The sequence below is a fragment of the Arthrobacter sp. D3-16 genome (assembly GCF_054408515.1).
The window spans coordinates 1,243,590-1,257,510 of record NZ_CP096437.1 but is presented as its reverse complement, the minus strand read 5'-3'; the positions used below and the strand labels follow the sequence as shown (position 1 = coordinate 1,257,510).

Below are 13,921 nucleotides of genomic sequence, written 5' to 3'. Positions count from 1 at the left end.
TAACATGCCTATTTAAATGGCTCAATTCCGCACACCGGTGTTTCCCTCCGGTTTCCCGGACGGAACACGCGGCCTGCGGACGGTTCAGCCTTAGCTGTCCGTGGGGACGCTACCGCCGAAGATCCAGCTGACAGCGGTTCCAAAACCGAGGTCCAGCAGGCTGACGATGATCATCATGATGCCAACGAACACCAGCACCACGAGCGTGTAGTTGATCAGTTCCTTGCGGGTTGGTGCAACAACTTTCTTCAGCTCGCCGATGATCTGGCGGATGAAGAGCGCAATGCGGGCGAAGAAGTTTGCCTTGGCGTCCTTCTTAGCTGGGCGGCCCTTGGAGCTGCTGGCAGCTGTTTCGGTCACCTGGTCCTCGCTCATCTTTGCAATGTTGGATTACCCGGCCCTGATCAGAACCATGGTTGCTGCGCTTGCCCCGGATTTTCGTCCGGGGCAGCTTGCGCAGGGCAGACAGGACTCGAACCTGCAACCTGCGGTTTTGGAGACCGCTGCGCTACCAATTGCGCCACTACCCTATGGAGTGAATTCCACGCTCCGACGACCAACCGCCAGCTTGCACTGGGGCGCACGTCATCATCCGTGTTTTCAACACCGGTGAACCAGTCTACGCAACAACTTCGCGTTCGTCGAACCAGCCCGTTTTCGGCCCTCCCCGCTGGCCAGGATTGACCTTGACTGGCAGGCAGTCACAAATCAAAACCGGCAACCCGGAGGGTCCGGTGAACAGCATAGAGTAGATCACGTCGAAACCCACATTCCAGCCTCCGGGCTGCAAGCGAAGAACGGACCCCGCCATGCCTGCCGCCCGCGTTTCCCAACGCATTTCCGCTATTGCCGAATCCGCAACCCTCGCCGTTGATGCCAAGGCAAAGGCGCTGAAGGCAGCAGGCCGGCCGGTCATTGGTTTCGGCGCGGGTGAACCGGATTTCCCCACCCCGGACTACATCGTCCAGGCGGCCATTGAAGCCGCAGGCCAGCCCAAGTACCACCGCTACTCCCCCGCAGGCGGCCTGCCCGAGCTGAAGAAGGCCATCGCCGAGAAGACGCTGCGGGACTCAGGCTACGCCGTGGACGCTTCCCAGGTCCTGGTGACCAACGGCGGCAAGCAGGCCGTCTACAACACCTTCGCCACCCTGGTTGACCCGGGCGACGAAGTCATTGTGCCCACCCCGTTCTGGACCACGTACCCGGAAGCCATCCGGCTCGCAGGCGGCGTGCCCGTGGAAGTGTTCGCCGGCCCTGAGCAGGACTACCTGGTGACGGTGGAGCAGCTCGAAGCAGCGGTGACCGACCGGACGAAGATCCTGCTGTTCGTGTCGCCCTCGAACCCCACCGGCTCCGTCTATTCACCGGAGCAGGTGGCGGAGATCGGCAAGTGGGCCGCCGCCAAGGGCCTGTGGGTGGTCACCGATGAGATTTACGAGCACCTGACCTACGACGGCGTTCCCTTCACCTCCGTCGCCACAGCTGCCCCGGAACTGGGCGACAAAGTGGTTATCCTCAACGGCGTGGCCAAGACCTACGCCATGACCGGCTGGCGTGTGGGCTGGATGATCGGCCCGGCCGACGTCATCAAGGCCGCCACCAACCTGCAGTCCCACGCCACCTCCAACGTCTCCAACATTCCCCAGGTCGCCGCCCTCGCCGCCGTCTCCGGCCCGCTGACCGCCGTCGACGAAATGAAGGTCGCCTTTGACCGCCGCCGCAAGGCCATCGTCGCCGGCCTGAATGCCATCGAAGGCGTGGAATGCCCGACGCCGAAGGGCGCCTTCTACGTGTACGCGGACGTCCGCGCGCTGCTGGGCAAGGAATTCCCGACCGCGTCGGGTACCGCCACGCCGCAGACCTCCGCCGAGCTCGCAGCCCTGATCCTGGATGAGGTTGAGGTGGCAGTGGTTCCGGGTGAGGCTTTTGGCCCTTCCGGCTACCTGCGCCTGTCCTACGCACTGGGCGACGAGGACCTGGCCACCGGCGTGCAGCGCCTGCAGGACTTCCTGGGCAAGGCCCAGTTGGGACGCTCTCTCACTTAACGCGGGAAAAACCCAAACGCTCTCTCATTTAACGTCGGAAAGCCCGGGACGCTCTATCGCTTTACGCAGGGAAAACCGGAACGCTCTATCACTCTCTTCAGGAGAGTGATAGAGCGTTCCGCCTTAAGCCGCATCAAGGGAGAGAGCGTCCCGGCTAGAGGAGGCGGCGTTCGGCGGCCCACTTGGTGAGCTCGTGCCGGCTGGAGAGCTGCAACTTGCGGAGCACGGCGGACACGTGGGTTTCCACGGTCTTGATGCTGATGAACAGCTCCTTGGCCACTTCCTTGTAGCTGTAGCCGCGGGCGATGAGGCGCATGACCTCAAGCTCCCGGGCTGAGAGCTTGTCCAGTTCGTCGTCGGCGATGTCTGCGGGGGCGGTGCCAAAAGCGTCCAGGACGAAGCCTGCGAGCCGCGGCGAGAAGACGGCGTCCCCGCCGGCAACCCGGTACACGGCGTCGGTGATTTCTGCCCCCGAGATGGTCTTGGTGACGTAGCCGCGCGCTCCCGCCCGGATCACAGCCACAACGTCCTCTGCCGCGTCCGAAACGCTAAGGGCAAGGAACCTGGTGGTGGACAGCAGGCCAGCGGAGCCGGCGATGACTTCGCGGCCCCCGCCCCCGAGGCCGCCAGGCAGGTGGACATCCAGCAGCACCACGTCCGGGCGCTCCCGGGCGATCACGGCGATGGCCTGCTCCACCGTCGCCGCCTCGCCCACCACCTGGATGCTCGGATCCAGGTCCGCCTTCAGGCCCGAGCGGAAAATCGCATGGTCGTCCACAATCACCACCCTGGCGGACCTGGCGGTTCGGACGGGACCGGTACCGGCTCCCTGCGTTGCGTTCATGGTTTGCCTTCCGTGCTGTCCTCCGGCGCGGCGGGGAAGCCCAGCCGCACCTCCGTGCCTTCACTGGTACTGGTGATCGCCGCCGTGCCGCCGTGCCGGTTCATCCGGCCGATGATCGACTCCCGCACCCCAAGCCTGTCCTCCGGCACGTCCTGCAGTTCAAAGCCCGGGCCCCGGTCTTTGACAAAGACTTCCGCACGTCCTGCGGCTGCCTCCAGGTAGACCGAGACGGTCCCGCCGCCGTGGCGGGAAGCGTTGAGCATGGCCTCGCGGCTCGCCTGGATCAGCGCTTCATGGCCCTCGGTGACGGCCGTATCCCCCACGCTGACCACCTCGACGGCGTTGCCCAGCAGGTCTTCCACTTCGGCGGCTACGGCCTTGATCCGGTCCGACAACTGCCCCGCGTCCTTGCCGGGATCCGCAAACAGCCAACCCCGCAGCTCCCGCTCCTGTGCGCGGGCCAGCCGGACGACGTCGTGCTCATTGGCAGCCCGCCGCTGGATAAGGGCCAGCGTCTGCAGCACGGAGTCGTGGAGGTGGGCGGCGATCTCGGCCCGCTCGGTTTCCCGGATCCTGCCGGCGCGCTCCGCTTCCAGGTCACGCCAGAACTTCAGCGCCCACGGCAGCAGGACCAGCACCACCCCGCCAAGGACAGCCACGGACGCCAGCAGCGCCAGCCACGTCTGCTCCCAGGAACCGGATCCGGACACCATCACCAGAACGCCCGCCACCACCAGGGCCAGGCCTGCCGCCAGCCGCGCCCAGCCACCCGCCTGGTCAGCTTTGGTTTTATCCACCAGCCCCGCACGCCGGGTTTCATCCAGCTGCATCCATGCGATGGAAGCACCGCCAAGCACTGCCGCTGCCGGGATCAGCGTGCCCAGGGGTACGTCCACGCCCAGGAGCTGGGCGACCAGGATGCCCGCGACCAGGAGCAGCCCCACTCCCAGTAGGATCTCCTTGCCGTAGCGCATGTCCTGGAACCTGAACCAGGGCCTGGCGGCTTCGGAAAGGTTTCCTGCGGCCTCCGCCGGTGCCGGGTAACCGCCGCCGGCGGGAGGGACTGCGGCAGGGCCAGGGCCGCCATCGGCCGTTCCGGGCAGGGCCGTTCCCGGCAGAGCCATTCCCAGGGCATCGCCGGGGCCGGCGTGGGCCGCGGTCCCATGAACAGCGGCCGGAACGTGCTCGCGGCTTACCGCCGGTGCAATGGGCGACGCCGGCCGGCGCGCCTGCCGTCGGGCGCTTTCGTCCGCGGTGGGCACCATGATCCACAGCCAGGCATAGAAGACGACGCCGGCTCCGCCAGCCAGCGAAGCGAGGACCATCGCCACCCGTACGTTGCGGACCGGCCACCCCAGATGCGCGGCCAGGCCAGAGCACACGCCCGCGATAAAGCGGTCGCTGCGGCGGACCAGCGGGGGGCGGGCGGGGACGGTTGTCATGGTTCAATCCAAGCACGGATCAGGGTTCCCCGGACCGCAATCCGGCCGGAACCGGGGGCCACTCAGGGGACGTTCAGGGTGTCCCCCAGTACAGCCAAAGCCTCGCGGACGGGAGGATCGAGGTATGAACTCGCAAACCCCCACCCCAGACGACGGCCAGCCAACGGAACCCCTCCCCAAGCGGGAAAACGAACACCCCACGGAGCCCCTGGTGCCGTCTGCCACCCCAACTGCGTCGAACCAGAATCCGGAGCAGGATTCCACCCGGGACTCCGCCCAGGATTACCCGGCGCAGGAGAGCTACGGCGGGCCCTCGGCCGAGCCGTCGGCCGGACCCTCCTCCAGCCACAGCAGCTCCAGCCAGAACACCGGCAGCTACGCCTACGCAGGAATGCCCAGCCAGCAGACGGACTTCTTCGGTTGGGTCCGCAGCCACGGCATCACCCGCGGCCCGGACCGCTGGATCGGCGGCGTCTCCAGCGGCATCGCACACCGCATGGGCATCGACCCGCTGATCGTGCGCGGCGTCTTCATTGTCCTCACCCTCTTCGCCGGCATCGGCGTTCTTGCCTACGGCCTGGCGTGGGCCTTCCTGCCCGAGCCCGATGGCAGAATCCATGTCCAGGAGGCCGGCGCCGGCCGATGGACCAGTGGCATGACAGGTTCCCTGATCGCCGTTATCCTGGGCTTCAGCGGACTGGGCGGCGGCTTCTGGGGCTGGGGCAACCAGGGCTTCGGCGCCTTCCTCTGGACCATCTTCTGGGTTGGCGGCGCCATCTACCTGATCTACTACCTGGCGCAGCGGAACAAAGCGGCCGTTGGAACACCGGCGGGCGCAGCGGCCGGCACCACCTCCTACGCAGGGACCGCCTACCCCGGCGCCACCGCGTACTCCACGCCTACTTCCACCGGCACCACTCCCCCTTACTCAGATGTTGCGGGCACCGGTCCTTTTACCGGCAGCCCGTACGGCGGCAGCGGGTCGGGCAGCGGATGGAACAACGGGGGCACCGGCGGCACGCGGCAACCGCAGGGTCCCGCACCTGCACCGAAGGTACGTCCCGCAGGTCCCGGCACGCCAGCTGTCGCGATCGCCGCCGGCAGCGCCCTGATCGTCGGCGCGGGAGTGAAAGCACTGGACGTAACCAACGTCATTGACCTTGGCGATTCCACCAACGCCATCGCCTGGGCCAGCGCAGCGGCCGTCCTGGGCATCGGCATCCTCATCCTGGGCCTCCGCGGCCGGACCTCCGGCATCCTCTCGTTTTTCGCGGTGGCGGCCCTGATCATCGGCGGAATCTTCAACGTGGTGGGCAACAACGGCGACCGGGTCCGCTTCCAGCAGGTCGACTGGACGCCCACCAGCATCCAGCAGGCGAGCGACGGGCTCAACATCACGGCAGGACGCGGCACCGTTGACCTGACAGCACTGGCCGGAAGCGCCCCGCTCCAGTCAGAGGTCCTGGTCCCGCTGGACTTCACGGCCAGCAACGTCACGGTGGTCATTCCCGACACCGTGCCCGTGGAAATCAGGGCGGACATGACCCTCGGCAACCTGACCGAAGGCGGGAGCCAGCGCGGCGGGACCACCACACGGGAAAGCAGCTACAACACCGACAAGCCCGGCAGCCCCCTGGTGATCCAGATCGACGGCACCGTCAGCAACGTCATCATCAAGGAAGGTAACTGACATGAGCAGCCACACTCCGGACCCGGACCCGTACGTTCCGGGAAGCACGACGACGGCACGCACCGACTCTGCCCCTCCGTCCGGGGCGCGGGTGGGAACGGTGGTCTGGGGACTGATCGTTCTGGCCCTCGCCGCCCTGATCATCATCGCGCAGCTGGGCATCGTCACCCTGAACGGAACCTACGTGGTGATAGGGCTCATGATCGGAGCCGGCGCGGCCCTGGTGATCGGCGGACTCCTCTCCGCCCGGAAACGTGACAACAGTCCTACAACAGGGAAGTCTTAAGCCATGGACAAGTTTTTCAGCATCGTCAGGGGCCTTGGCCTGAAACGCGGACCGCAGCGCTGGCTGGGAGGCGTTCTGGGAGGCATCGCCGCCAAGCTCAACGTGGACGTGGCCTATGTCCGCATCGCTTTCCTCCTCTTCTGCCTGCTGCCCGGACCGGCCGTTATCTTCTACCTCATGGCCTGGGTGGTCCTGCCGGACCAGCGCAACGTCATCCCGCTCCAGACGTTCCTCGACCGCCGGTCGCTCAACCGTCCCTGAGAGCCCAACAAGAAAGTGTCCCGCTCGCCTTGCGAGCGGGACACTTCTCTTTTGCGCCGCTTGATCCCCGACCGGGCCTTTTGTAACCGGTTTGTGTCGTACCCCACACCCCCCACTAGACTCTATGTGAGCTCAGCGTGGCGCTCTGCCTGTACACCTTCTCTCCAGGATTTGAGCCGAGACATGAAAATTGGAATTCTCACCAGCGGTGGCGACTGCCCCGGACTGAACGCCGTGATCCGCGGAGCCGTCCTCAAAGGCATTGCCATCCACGGTCACGAATTCGTGGGTTTCCTTGACGGCTGGCGCGGTGTCGTCGAGGGCGACATCATCGACATCCCCCGCACCATGGTCCGCGGCATCGCCAAACAGGGCGGCACCATCCTTGGCACCTCGCGCACCAACCCGTTCGAAAACGGCGGCGGCCCCGAGGTCATCAAAGCCCACATGGACCGCCTCGGCATTGACGCCATCATCGCCATCGGCGGTGAGGGAACCCTGGCAGCGGCCAAGCGCCTCACCGACGCCGGCCTGAAAATCGTGGGCGTTCCCAAGACGGTGGACAACGACCTCGACGCCACCGACTACACCTTCGGCTTTGACACCGCCGTCCAGATCGCCACCGAAGCCATCGACCGGCTCCGGACCACCGGCGAATCACACCACCGCTGCATGATCGCCGAAGTCATGGGCCGGCACGTCGGCTGGATCGCGCTGCACGCCGGCATGGCGGCCGGCGCCCACGCCATCCTGATCCCGGAGCAGAAGGTCAGCATCGACCAGATCACCGAGTGGGTGAAGGAAGCCCATGCCCGCGGCCGCGCACCGCTGGTGGTGGTGGCCGAAGGCTTCGTTCCCGAGCACATGGAAACCCCGCACTCCGAACGCGGCCTGGACACCTTCGGCCGGCCCCGCCTGGGCGGCATCGCCGACCAGCTCGCTCCCGAACTTGAAGCCCGCACCGGCATCGAAACCCGTGCCACCATCCTGGGCCACATCCAGCGCGGCGGAGTGCCGTCCGCCTTCGACCGCGTCCTGGCCACCCGCCTGGGCATGGCGGCCATCGACTCAGTGGTGGAAGGCTACTGGGGCACCATGGTGGCACTGAAGGGCACGGACATTGAGCACGTGGGTTTCCAGGAAGCCCTCGGCCAGCTCAAGACCGTTCCGCAGAAGCGCTACGACGAAGCCGCCGTCCTGTTCGGCTGAGGTGCCCTGCTTGGCTGAGGTGCCCTGTTCGGCTGAGGTGTCCTGCTCGGCGGGGCCACTTGCCCGCCCTAGGCTGGGACTATGACACTAGACCCCGGTTCCGCCGCCATCATCCAGCTTGCCTGGGCCCGGCGCCTGGGACTTGACGACGACGCCTTCGGAACTGCCCTGGCCTCCGGGGAGCGGATTGTCCGCGCCGACGAATCGGCGCGGACCGTGGAGTTCGTGCGGCTCTTCGGCAGTTCGGCACTGGTAGGCCCGCAGTGGGTCATTGATGCCGCCGAGGGCATTCCCGATGCCGAGATGGCCCAGCATGTCACGCTCCTGACGCTGACCCGGTCCCACGGCGGCCACGGCCTGGGTGCCGCGGCGTTGTTCTTCGCGGACGACCTGCCCCTGCAGCAACCCTCGAAAGAGATGACGGTGTCGCACGGCAACCCGGAGGCCATCGAGCTGGAGGGCCGCTGCCCGCCGGATGACGTCAACGAGGTTGGCCTGTCCGACCTCGACAACCGCTACACCATCGTCCACGAAGTGGACGGGCGCCGGGTGCCGCTGGCCTGCGGCGCCTACTCCGAGTGGGTGGGCCTGCTGGCCCACCTGGGCGTGCTGGTGGACCCGGAATGGCGGCGCCGGGGCCTGGGCTCGCTCGCCGTCTCCATTGCTGCCCACGAGGCACTGTCAGCCGGCCTTACGTTGCAGTGGCGGACGGACGTCAGCAACACCGGGTCCCTGGCGCTGGCCCGGAAGCTTGGGCTGTCAGCCGGCGGGATCCAGACCAGCGTCCACCTGGGCTAGCCGCGCGTGCCCGCTGTTGCCCCAGCCCTGAACGGCTGGGCAGCGCAAAGAAGCCCGCGACGGCTGCGTCCACTAGCCCAGGAGATCCAGGATCTCCTGGCGCGCGAACATCTGGGCGGCGGCCCGTGCTGTGGGCGAACCCGCGTCCGGGTCCGCTCCGGCATCCAGCAGGACCCGGGCAACGTCGGTGTAGCCCTTGAACGCCGCCCCGGCGAGCGGAGTCTGGCCGCGGTCATTGGCGGTGTCGGCCTCGGCGCCGTGTTTCAAAATGAGCTGAACGGCCTCCGCGTGACCATGGTAGGCAGCGAGCATCAGGAGCGAATCGCCGGCGGAATTGGTCAAGGTGGCGGGAGCGCCGGCGTCGAGATAGGCATGCAGCAGCGCAGTGTCCCCTTCCCTGGCCGCCTGGAAGAGCGTATGCGCCAAAGCCACGGCCTCCTCGTCGGGCCCTCCCTGGTCCGCAGGCGGGTCCGATGGCACGGTGTTGGTTCCGGCGTTGTCAGTCATGAGCGTGGCCCCTTGAGGAATCCGGTCTGGCGCCCCACTACCTGGCCGGCGTCGGGGGCAACGATAAGTTCCTGGGCGGCAGGATAAGGCTCCTCGCCGTCCAGGACCGTCAGTATTTCATCCGCACCCACGGAACGCTTTATGACTGCCAAGGCAACCGGGCCCATCTCGTAATGCTGGGCAACCGAGGTGACCGTCCCCACCTTCCGCTCCCCCACCAGCACCGGGCTTCCGGCCTGGGGCAGGGTGTGCTGCGATCCATCCAGCTGGAGGAACACGAGCCGGCGCGGCGGGTGCCCGAGGTTGTGCACGCGCGCGACCGTCTCCTGTCCCTTGTAGCAGCCCTTGGCCAGGTGTACTGCCGTGCGGAGGAGGTCCAGCTCATGCGGAATGGTCTTGTCATCGGTTTCAGCGCCGATCCGGGGGCGCCACGCCGCCAGCCGCAGCGCTTCCGCTGCGAGGACTCCGGCCAGCTGGCGGTCGGCTACCCGCTGTTCCAAGTCTGCGGCCGGAACCAGGTACTCAAACCAGGGCCGCTCCAGCCCTGGATGGCTGGCTTCCGGAACGGTGGCATAGGAGTAGCCGCCCACCGCCACGTTGGGCCAGGGGTCCTGCCACACCAGCAGCTCCGACCACTCCGGAACGGATTTAGTGCTGCCCACGACGGCATAGTCGGCGGAGACGTCTGAAATGTCCACGCGCAGCATAAACTTCATCCGGTTCAGGAATTCTGCCAAGGGAGCTGCTTCGGCGGCCTCAACGATCAGCCAGGTGGTGGCGCCGTCGTCAATCACCCGGGCGTCGAAATCGATCCTGCCTTGGACGCTTAGGAGGAGAAGTTCACTTGACTCCCCGGGCTGAAGGCCGGCCACCTGCTGCGAGGAGAGGGTGTTGAGCCAGGTCAGCCTGTCCGGGCCGGCGACGGTGACAATACCGCGGTGGGAAAGGTCGACGACGGCGGTACCGGCGGCGAGTGCGCGCTGCTCGCGCAGCGGCTCGCCATAGTGGGATGCGACGCCGGCGTCCGCGCCGCTGGCCTCAACGGCTCCAGGGCGCGACAGCAGAGGGCTGGGAGTAGTCATATGTAGTAGAAGTCCTTGGAGGTCGGCAGTATTCCGGATTCTCAATATCCGGCCCGGTTTGCCGGCCGACGGCTTGTCGCTCGGGATGACCCGAGGGGTCAGGCGACTTTCTTGAGGAAGGCGGAAGCGTGCGCTTCCAGCCCCTTGCCCTCTTTGCCGCCAACGGCGACATCCCAGCGCCACAGCAGGTTCCCGTCCACCAGGCCGAAGATACGGGTGGCGGCGCTGTAGTCCTTTGAGTGGCTCCCGCGCATCACCATATCCGTGGTGAGCTGGATCTGCGGTCCCTTGATCTGTCCGTAGTACAGCTCCGAGATGCCGCCGGGATGAGAAATGGACACCGAGATGTCAAAGCCGCCCTCGCTGTTGCGGAGGGCTTCCACCTCATCGGCACTCTTCAATGCGGGAACGATGTCCGCCGGGATCAGGCCAGGGCCGCCGTCGGCATCCAGCTGCTTGCGCTCCAGTGCCCAGAAGCCGGTCTCAACGGTCAGCGGCCGCAGGCGCGTGCCGTCGTCGTCCGTCAACCAGCTCTCCGCGCGGTACTGGAGATAGGGCAACCCGTTGTGGGTGAAGGACACGTGCTGCAGGAAGTGTTCCGAGTCCTCGTCCCCTGTACCCAACCGGCCGCGGCCCTCCCACTCACCAATGAGCCAGGATAGGGGGACAAGTTCTGGGGTCAGGTCGGTGGGAATCTCAATAGGCACAGCAATTACCTCGGGAAACGGCTAGCTCCGGAAAGGGTCTACTTTTGGCCTTTGAACAGGCGGTAGACCACAAAGCCGGCAAACCATGCCATGGACAGGCTGGCGATGCCGAGCAGGACAAGGAAGAAGATTTCAAAAGCAAGTACGGACATGATGCCATCCTAACGCGTTAGTAGATGAGGAGTTTGTCTATGAAGTAAGCCAGGGAACCCACCGCCGAGACAGGCGCCAGCCCCATGCTAAGGGCAGCAGGAACATTAATTGGAGCGCCGCGGAGTGTCACGAGCCGGCGGAAGCTGACCAGGACCGCACCCACCACCACGCCAAAAATCGCCGCCGGCAGGACTTCGATATCGGAGAGCACCAGCCCGGCCAGCGGACCGGCAAGGCCCGCAAGGACGATGCCCAGGGGCGCAACAATACTGTCCGGCCACCTGATCAATCCTGCCAACAGGGCAACTGCGGCGCTGATGGCCGCCACCAGCAGCATCTCCCGTACCCCGTTGAACCGGGCACCGGCGATCCAGCCCGCACCCAGGCAGGCGAGCAGCACTCCGGCCGAGCAGCCAAGCGTTGATTCCAGCCGTTGCGCCTGCCCTGTTCCACGGATGAGCTGCACCACAAAAACCGCCATGATTCCCAGTGCAATAAAGGGCGGTGTCCAGTCAAGGTAGCCGGGAGCAGGAGCGTAGGCGGCAGCGAGCGCCGACCCGGCACCGGCCAAGGCGATGACCGCCGCGAGCGTCTTTTTGGCGGGAATCCGGAGGAAGTGCGGCCAGCCGATGCCCACCGCGGCCGCGCTGGCCACGGCAACAGCCACAAGGGCCTCGCGGGACATGTAGACCGCTGCGATGATGGCCGCCAGCCCGGCGATGCCCACCACCCCGATGGTCCACGAGCCCAGGGAGCGCACGGGGGCCTGCAGTTCCGCCGTCATACGGATCCCGGCCCGGGCTTAGTCTGTGCACTCACTGCGCTGCATCCCATCCTGCGTTGACCTTGGAAGGCGGTCCGCCCCCAGTGGCAGGGCATCGGGCCCTGCCACAATCCTGCCCTATGTGAACGGCTTATGTCGCAAAACGTAGCCTGATCGGGGACGAATCCGTGGCGCCGGCGGGGCCTGAGGGTATACTCGGAGCTCAGCTACGTTCCCTGCTGAAGTGGCCGGACCGCTGTCATTGGCAGAGTCCCAAACCGGGGCAGGGAGCCAGTACCGGCCGGTGAAAATCCGGTTCAGTCGCCCAACGATGCGCGGACGGCCCTTGGAGGAACAATGTCGCACATCCTGTTACTGACGAACAGCACCGGTTCTTCGGTAGACATTCTGCCTGCCTTGGAATTGCTGAACCACCGGGTCCACATCCTGCCCGCGGAGCCGACCGCCCTGCTGGAGACGGACCCCTGCGACATTGTGCTGCTGGACGCCCGCAAGGACCTGGTGGGTGCCCGTTCCCTCACCCAGCTCCTGAAGGCCACCGGCCTGAGCGCCCCGCTGGTGCTGATCCTCACCGAAGGTGGCATGGCTGCCGTCTCCTCCGCGTGGGCCGTGGACGACATCGTGCTGGAATCCGCCGGGCCCGCCGAGGTTGAGGCCCGCATCCGGCTGTCCGTCGCCCGGGCCGTCCCCGAGCAGGAGGACACGCCCTCGGAGATCCGCGCCGCCGGCGTCGTCATCGATGAGGCGAGCTACACCGCCCGCGTGAACGGGGCACCCCTGAACCTGACATTCAAGGAATTCGAGCTTCTGAAGTACCTGGCGCAGCACCCCGGCCGGGTGTTCACCCGGCAGCAGCTGCTCACCGAGGTGTGGGGCTACGACTACTACGGCGGCACCCGCACCGTGGACGTCCACGTCCGGCGCCTGCGCGCCAAGCTGGGCGCCGACCATGAAAACCTCATCAGCACTGTCCGCAACGTCGGCTACCGGCTCACGCTGGTCCGGCAGCAGGAAGACGAGCTGACGGAAGCCTGAGCCCGGCGGCCGCCGTCCGGCCGCCGGCGATCCCGTATAGCCTTGCCTCATGACTCCAGCGCACCCTGAGAAGTGGCCCGTCCATGTTGTTCAAGGCGGGGTTGACCGGCAGCTCCTGAAGGACTGCAGCGATCTCCTGGCCGCCGCGGAAGAGTCGGACGGCAACCCGTCCATCTCGGAGCAGACCCTCATCAGCATGCGCGCCGGGGATTCCGCGGAACACAAGCTGCTGACCTTGGCGCTCTATGCGCCGGACGAGGACTCTGATCCGTCCTCCGGCCAGGACCTTGCCGGTTTCGCCGCGGTGGTCGAAGAACAGGACGGCAACGGTGTGGTTGAAATCGCCGTGCACCCCAGCTACCGCAACCAGGGGGTCGCCGACCGCCTCGTTGGTGCCCTTCAGGACCGGCGGGGGCTGCAGGGACTTAAGGCCTGGTCCCACGGTAACCACGAGGCGGCGGCAGACCTCGCCTCCCGCTACGGCTTCATTCCGGTGCGGGAGCTGTGGAAGATGCGGATGACGACGGCGGCGGCGGACCTTCCCGACGCCTCCCTTCCGGACGGCGTTTCGATCCGCGCGTTCGTGCCCGGACAGGATGAAGACGCCTGGCTGGCGGCGAACCGCGCCGCGTTTTCCCACCACCCGGAGCAGGGCAGCCTCACCCGCACCGACCTTGATGCCCGGATGGCTGAGGACTGGTTTGATCCCGCCGGCTTCCTCCTTGCCGTGAACGGGAACGGCAGGCTGCTGGGATACCACTGGACCAAGGTGCATCCCAGCCACGGCACCCACCCCGCCATCGGTGAAATCTACGTGGTGGGTGTGAGCCCGGAAGCCCAGGGTTCGGGCCTGGGCAAAGCCCTGACGGTGGCGGGCATCAAATACCTGCAGGGCCTGGGGCTGCACGCGGTCATGCTGTACGTCGACGCCGACAACACCCCGGCGGTCTCCCTCTACCGGCGGCTGGGCTTCACGCGCTGGGACATGGACGTGATGTACGGCCCGGCGGCGGGTTAGTCCAATCCCCTGACGCAACTGCCCGTGGGCGCTAAATCAAAGGCCCCCGGGCACTGAATG

General features: G+C 66.4%; 15 protein-coding genes and 1 tRNA gene. 8 read left to right on the top strand and 8 right to left on the bottom strand.

Annotation, left to right across the window (positions count from 1 at the left end):
* Positions 1-90: 90 nt before the first annotated feature.
* Positions 91-375: a preprotein translocase subunit SecE gene (gene secE, locus M1D32_RS06070; protein ID WP_104042553.1), complete on the bottom strand. Its 285-nt coding sequence runs from the start codon at positions 373-375 to the stop codon at positions 91-93.
* Positions 376-457: 82 nt separating this feature from the next.
* A tRNA-Trp gene (locus M1D32_RS06065) sits at positions 458-530 on the bottom strand.
* A gap of 279 nt (positions 531-809) precedes the next feature.
* On the opposite strand from M1D32_RS06065, the gene M1D32_RS06060 reads away from it, so the two are divergent.
* Positions 810-2,045: a pyridoxal phosphate-dependent aminotransferase gene (locus M1D32_RS06060; RefSeq protein WP_458781420.1), complete on the top strand. Its 1,236-nt coding sequence runs from the start codon at positions 810-812 to the stop codon at positions 2,043-2,045.
* A 154-nt stretch (positions 2,046-2,199) separates the two neighbouring features.
* Here the strand turns inward: M1D32_RS06060 and M1D32_RS06055 are convergent, their stop codons facing one another.
* Together M1D32_RS06055 and M1D32_RS06050 are read right to left on the bottom strand one after the other, a co-directional pair.
* On the bottom strand, positions 2,200-2,889 hold the full coding sequence (locus M1D32_RS06055; protein ID WP_458781419.1) for a LuxR C-terminal-related transcriptional regulator: 690 nt from the start codon (positions 2,887-2,889) through the stop codon (positions 2,200-2,202).
* On the bottom strand, positions 2,886-4,331 hold the full coding sequence (locus M1D32_RS06050) for an ATP-binding protein (protein ID WP_458781418.1): 1,446 nt from the start codon (positions 4,329-4,331) through the stop codon (positions 2,886-2,888). Before M1D32_RS06050 ends, M1D32_RS06055 begins: the two co-directional genes overlap by 4 nt.
* Before the next feature lie 124 nt (positions 4,332-4,455).
* On the opposite strand from M1D32_RS06050, the gene M1D32_RS06045 reads away from it, so the two are divergent.
* From M1D32_RS06045 to M1D32_RS06025, 5 genes are all read left to right on the top strand, one after another.
* Complete coding sequence (locus M1D32_RS06045; protein ID WP_458781417.1) at positions 4,456-6,021, top strand: PspC domain-containing protein; 1,566 nt, start codon at positions 4,456-4,458, stop codon at positions 6,019-6,021.
* Between the two features lies 1 nt (position 6,022).
* Entirely contained in the window at positions 6,023-6,307 is a 285-nt protein-coding gene (locus M1D32_RS06040) for a hypothetical protein (protein ID WP_458781416.1), read from the top strand.
* 3 nt (positions 6,308-6,310) lie between these two features.
* Complete coding sequence (locus tag M1D32_RS06035; protein WP_458781415.1) at positions 6,311-6,568, top strand: PspC domain-containing protein; 258 nt, start codon at positions 6,311-6,313, stop codon at positions 6,566-6,568.
* A 183-nt stretch (positions 6,569-6,751) separates the two neighbouring features.
* Complete coding sequence (locus M1D32_RS06030) at positions 6,752-7,777, top strand: ATP-dependent 6-phosphofructokinase (protein WP_050054289.1); 1,026 nt, start codon at positions 6,752-6,754, stop codon at positions 7,775-7,777.
* A gap of 81 nt (positions 7,778-7,858) precedes the next feature.
* Entirely contained in the window at positions 7,859-8,575 is a 717-nt protein-coding gene (locus M1D32_RS06025) for a GNAT family N-acetyltransferase (protein WP_458781414.1), read from the top strand.
* Between the two features lie 72 nt (positions 8,576-8,647).
* On the opposite strand, the gene M1D32_RS06020 is transcribed toward M1D32_RS06025, so the two are convergent.
* The 4 genes from M1D32_RS06020 to M1D32_RS06005 all read right to left on the bottom strand — a co-directional run bounded on the left by M1D32_RS06020 (position 8,648) and on the right by M1D32_RS06005 (position 11,808).
* On the bottom strand, positions 8,648-9,082 hold the full coding sequence (locus M1D32_RS06020) for an ankyrin repeat domain-containing protein (protein WP_458781413.1): 435 nt from the start codon (positions 9,080-9,082) through the stop codon (positions 8,648-8,650).
* A complete protein-coding gene (gene ygfZ, locus M1D32_RS06015) occupies positions 9,079-10,164 on the bottom strand; it encodes a CAF17-like 4Fe-4S cluster assembly/insertion protein YgfZ (protein ID WP_458781412.1) in 1,086 nt (361 codons plus the stop codon). The genes M1D32_RS06020 and ygfZ overlap by 4 nt, the downstream gene beginning before the upstream one ends.
* 98 nt (positions 10,165-10,262) lie before the next feature.
* Complete coding sequence (locus M1D32_RS06010) at positions 10,263-10,871, bottom strand: nitrobindin family protein (RefSeq protein WP_458781411.1); 609 nt, start codon at positions 10,869-10,871, stop codon at positions 10,263-10,265.
* 169 nt (positions 10,872-11,040) lie between these two features.
* Complete coding sequence (locus tag M1D32_RS06005) at positions 11,041-11,808, bottom strand: permease (protein WP_458781410.1); 768 nt, start codon at positions 11,806-11,808, stop codon at positions 11,041-11,043.
* A gap of 336 nt (positions 11,809-12,144) precedes the next feature.
* Between M1D32_RS06005 and M1D32_RS06000 the strand changes: the two genes are divergently transcribed.
* Positions 12,145-12,843: a winged helix-turn-helix transcriptional regulator gene (locus M1D32_RS06000; protein WP_163161846.1), complete on the top strand. Its 699-nt coding sequence runs from the start codon at positions 12,145-12,147 to the stop codon at positions 12,841-12,843.
* 49 nt (positions 12,844-12,892) lie between these two features.
* Entirely contained in the window at positions 12,893-13,861 is a 969-nt protein-coding gene (mshD, locus tag M1D32_RS05995; protein ID WP_458781409.1) for a mycothiol synthase, read from the top strand.
* The last annotated feature ends 60 nt before the right edge of the window (positions 13,862-13,921 follow it).

Excerpts from the sequence above, each read along its gene's own strand:
- secE (WP_104042553.1), bottom strand. The coding sequence starts at position 375 with ATGAGCGAGGACCAGGTGACCGAAACAGCTGCCAGCAGCTCCAAGGGC.
- M1D32_RS06060 (WP_458781420.1), top strand. The coding sequence starts at position 810 with ATGCCTGCCGCCCGCGTTTCCCAACGCATTTCCGCTATTGCCGAATCC.
- M1D32_RS06055 (WP_458781419.1), bottom strand. The coding sequence starts at position 2,889 with ATGAACGCAACGCAGGGAGCCGGTACCGGTCCCGTCCGAACCGCCAGG.
- M1D32_RS06050 (WP_458781418.1), bottom strand. The coding sequence starts at position 4,331 with ATGACAACCGTCCCCGCCCGCCCCCCGCTGGTCCGCCGCAGCGACCGC.
- M1D32_RS06045 (WP_458781417.1), top strand. The coding sequence starts at position 4,456 with ATGAACTCGCAAACCCCCACCCCAGACGACGGCCAGCCAACGGAACCC.
- M1D32_RS06040 (WP_458781416.1), top strand. The coding sequence starts at position 6,023 with ATGAGCAGCCACACTCCGGACCCGGACCCGTACGTTCCGGGAAGCACG.
- M1D32_RS06035 (WP_458781415.1), top strand. The coding sequence starts at position 6,311 with ATGGACAAGTTTTTCAGCATCGTCAGGGGCCTTGGCCTGAAACGCGGA.
- M1D32_RS06030 (WP_050054289.1), top strand. The coding sequence starts at position 6,752 with ATGAAAATTGGAATTCTCACCAGCGGTGGCGACTGCCCCGGACTGAAC.
- M1D32_RS06025 (WP_458781414.1), top strand. The coding sequence starts at position 7,859 with ATGACACTAGACCCCGGTTCCGCCGCCATCATCCAGCTTGCCTGGGCC.
- M1D32_RS06020 (WP_458781413.1), bottom strand. The coding sequence starts at position 9,082 with ATGACTGACAACGCCGGAACCAACACCGTGCCATCGGACCCGCCTGCG.
- ygfZ (WP_458781412.1), bottom strand. The coding sequence starts at position 10,164 with ATGACTACTCCCAGCCCTCTGCTGTCGCGCCCTGGAGCCGTTGAGGCC.
- M1D32_RS06005 (WP_458781410.1), bottom strand. The coding sequence starts at position 11,808 with ATGACGGCGGAACTGCAGGCCCCCGTGCGCTCCCTGGGCTCGTGGACC.
- M1D32_RS06000 (WP_163161846.1), top strand. The coding sequence starts at position 12,145 with ATGTCGCACATCCTGTTACTGACGAACAGCACCGGTTCTTCGGTAGAC.
- mshD (WP_458781409.1), top strand. The coding sequence starts at position 12,893 with ATGACTCCAGCGCACCCTGAGAAGTGGCCCGTCCATGTTGTTCAAGGC.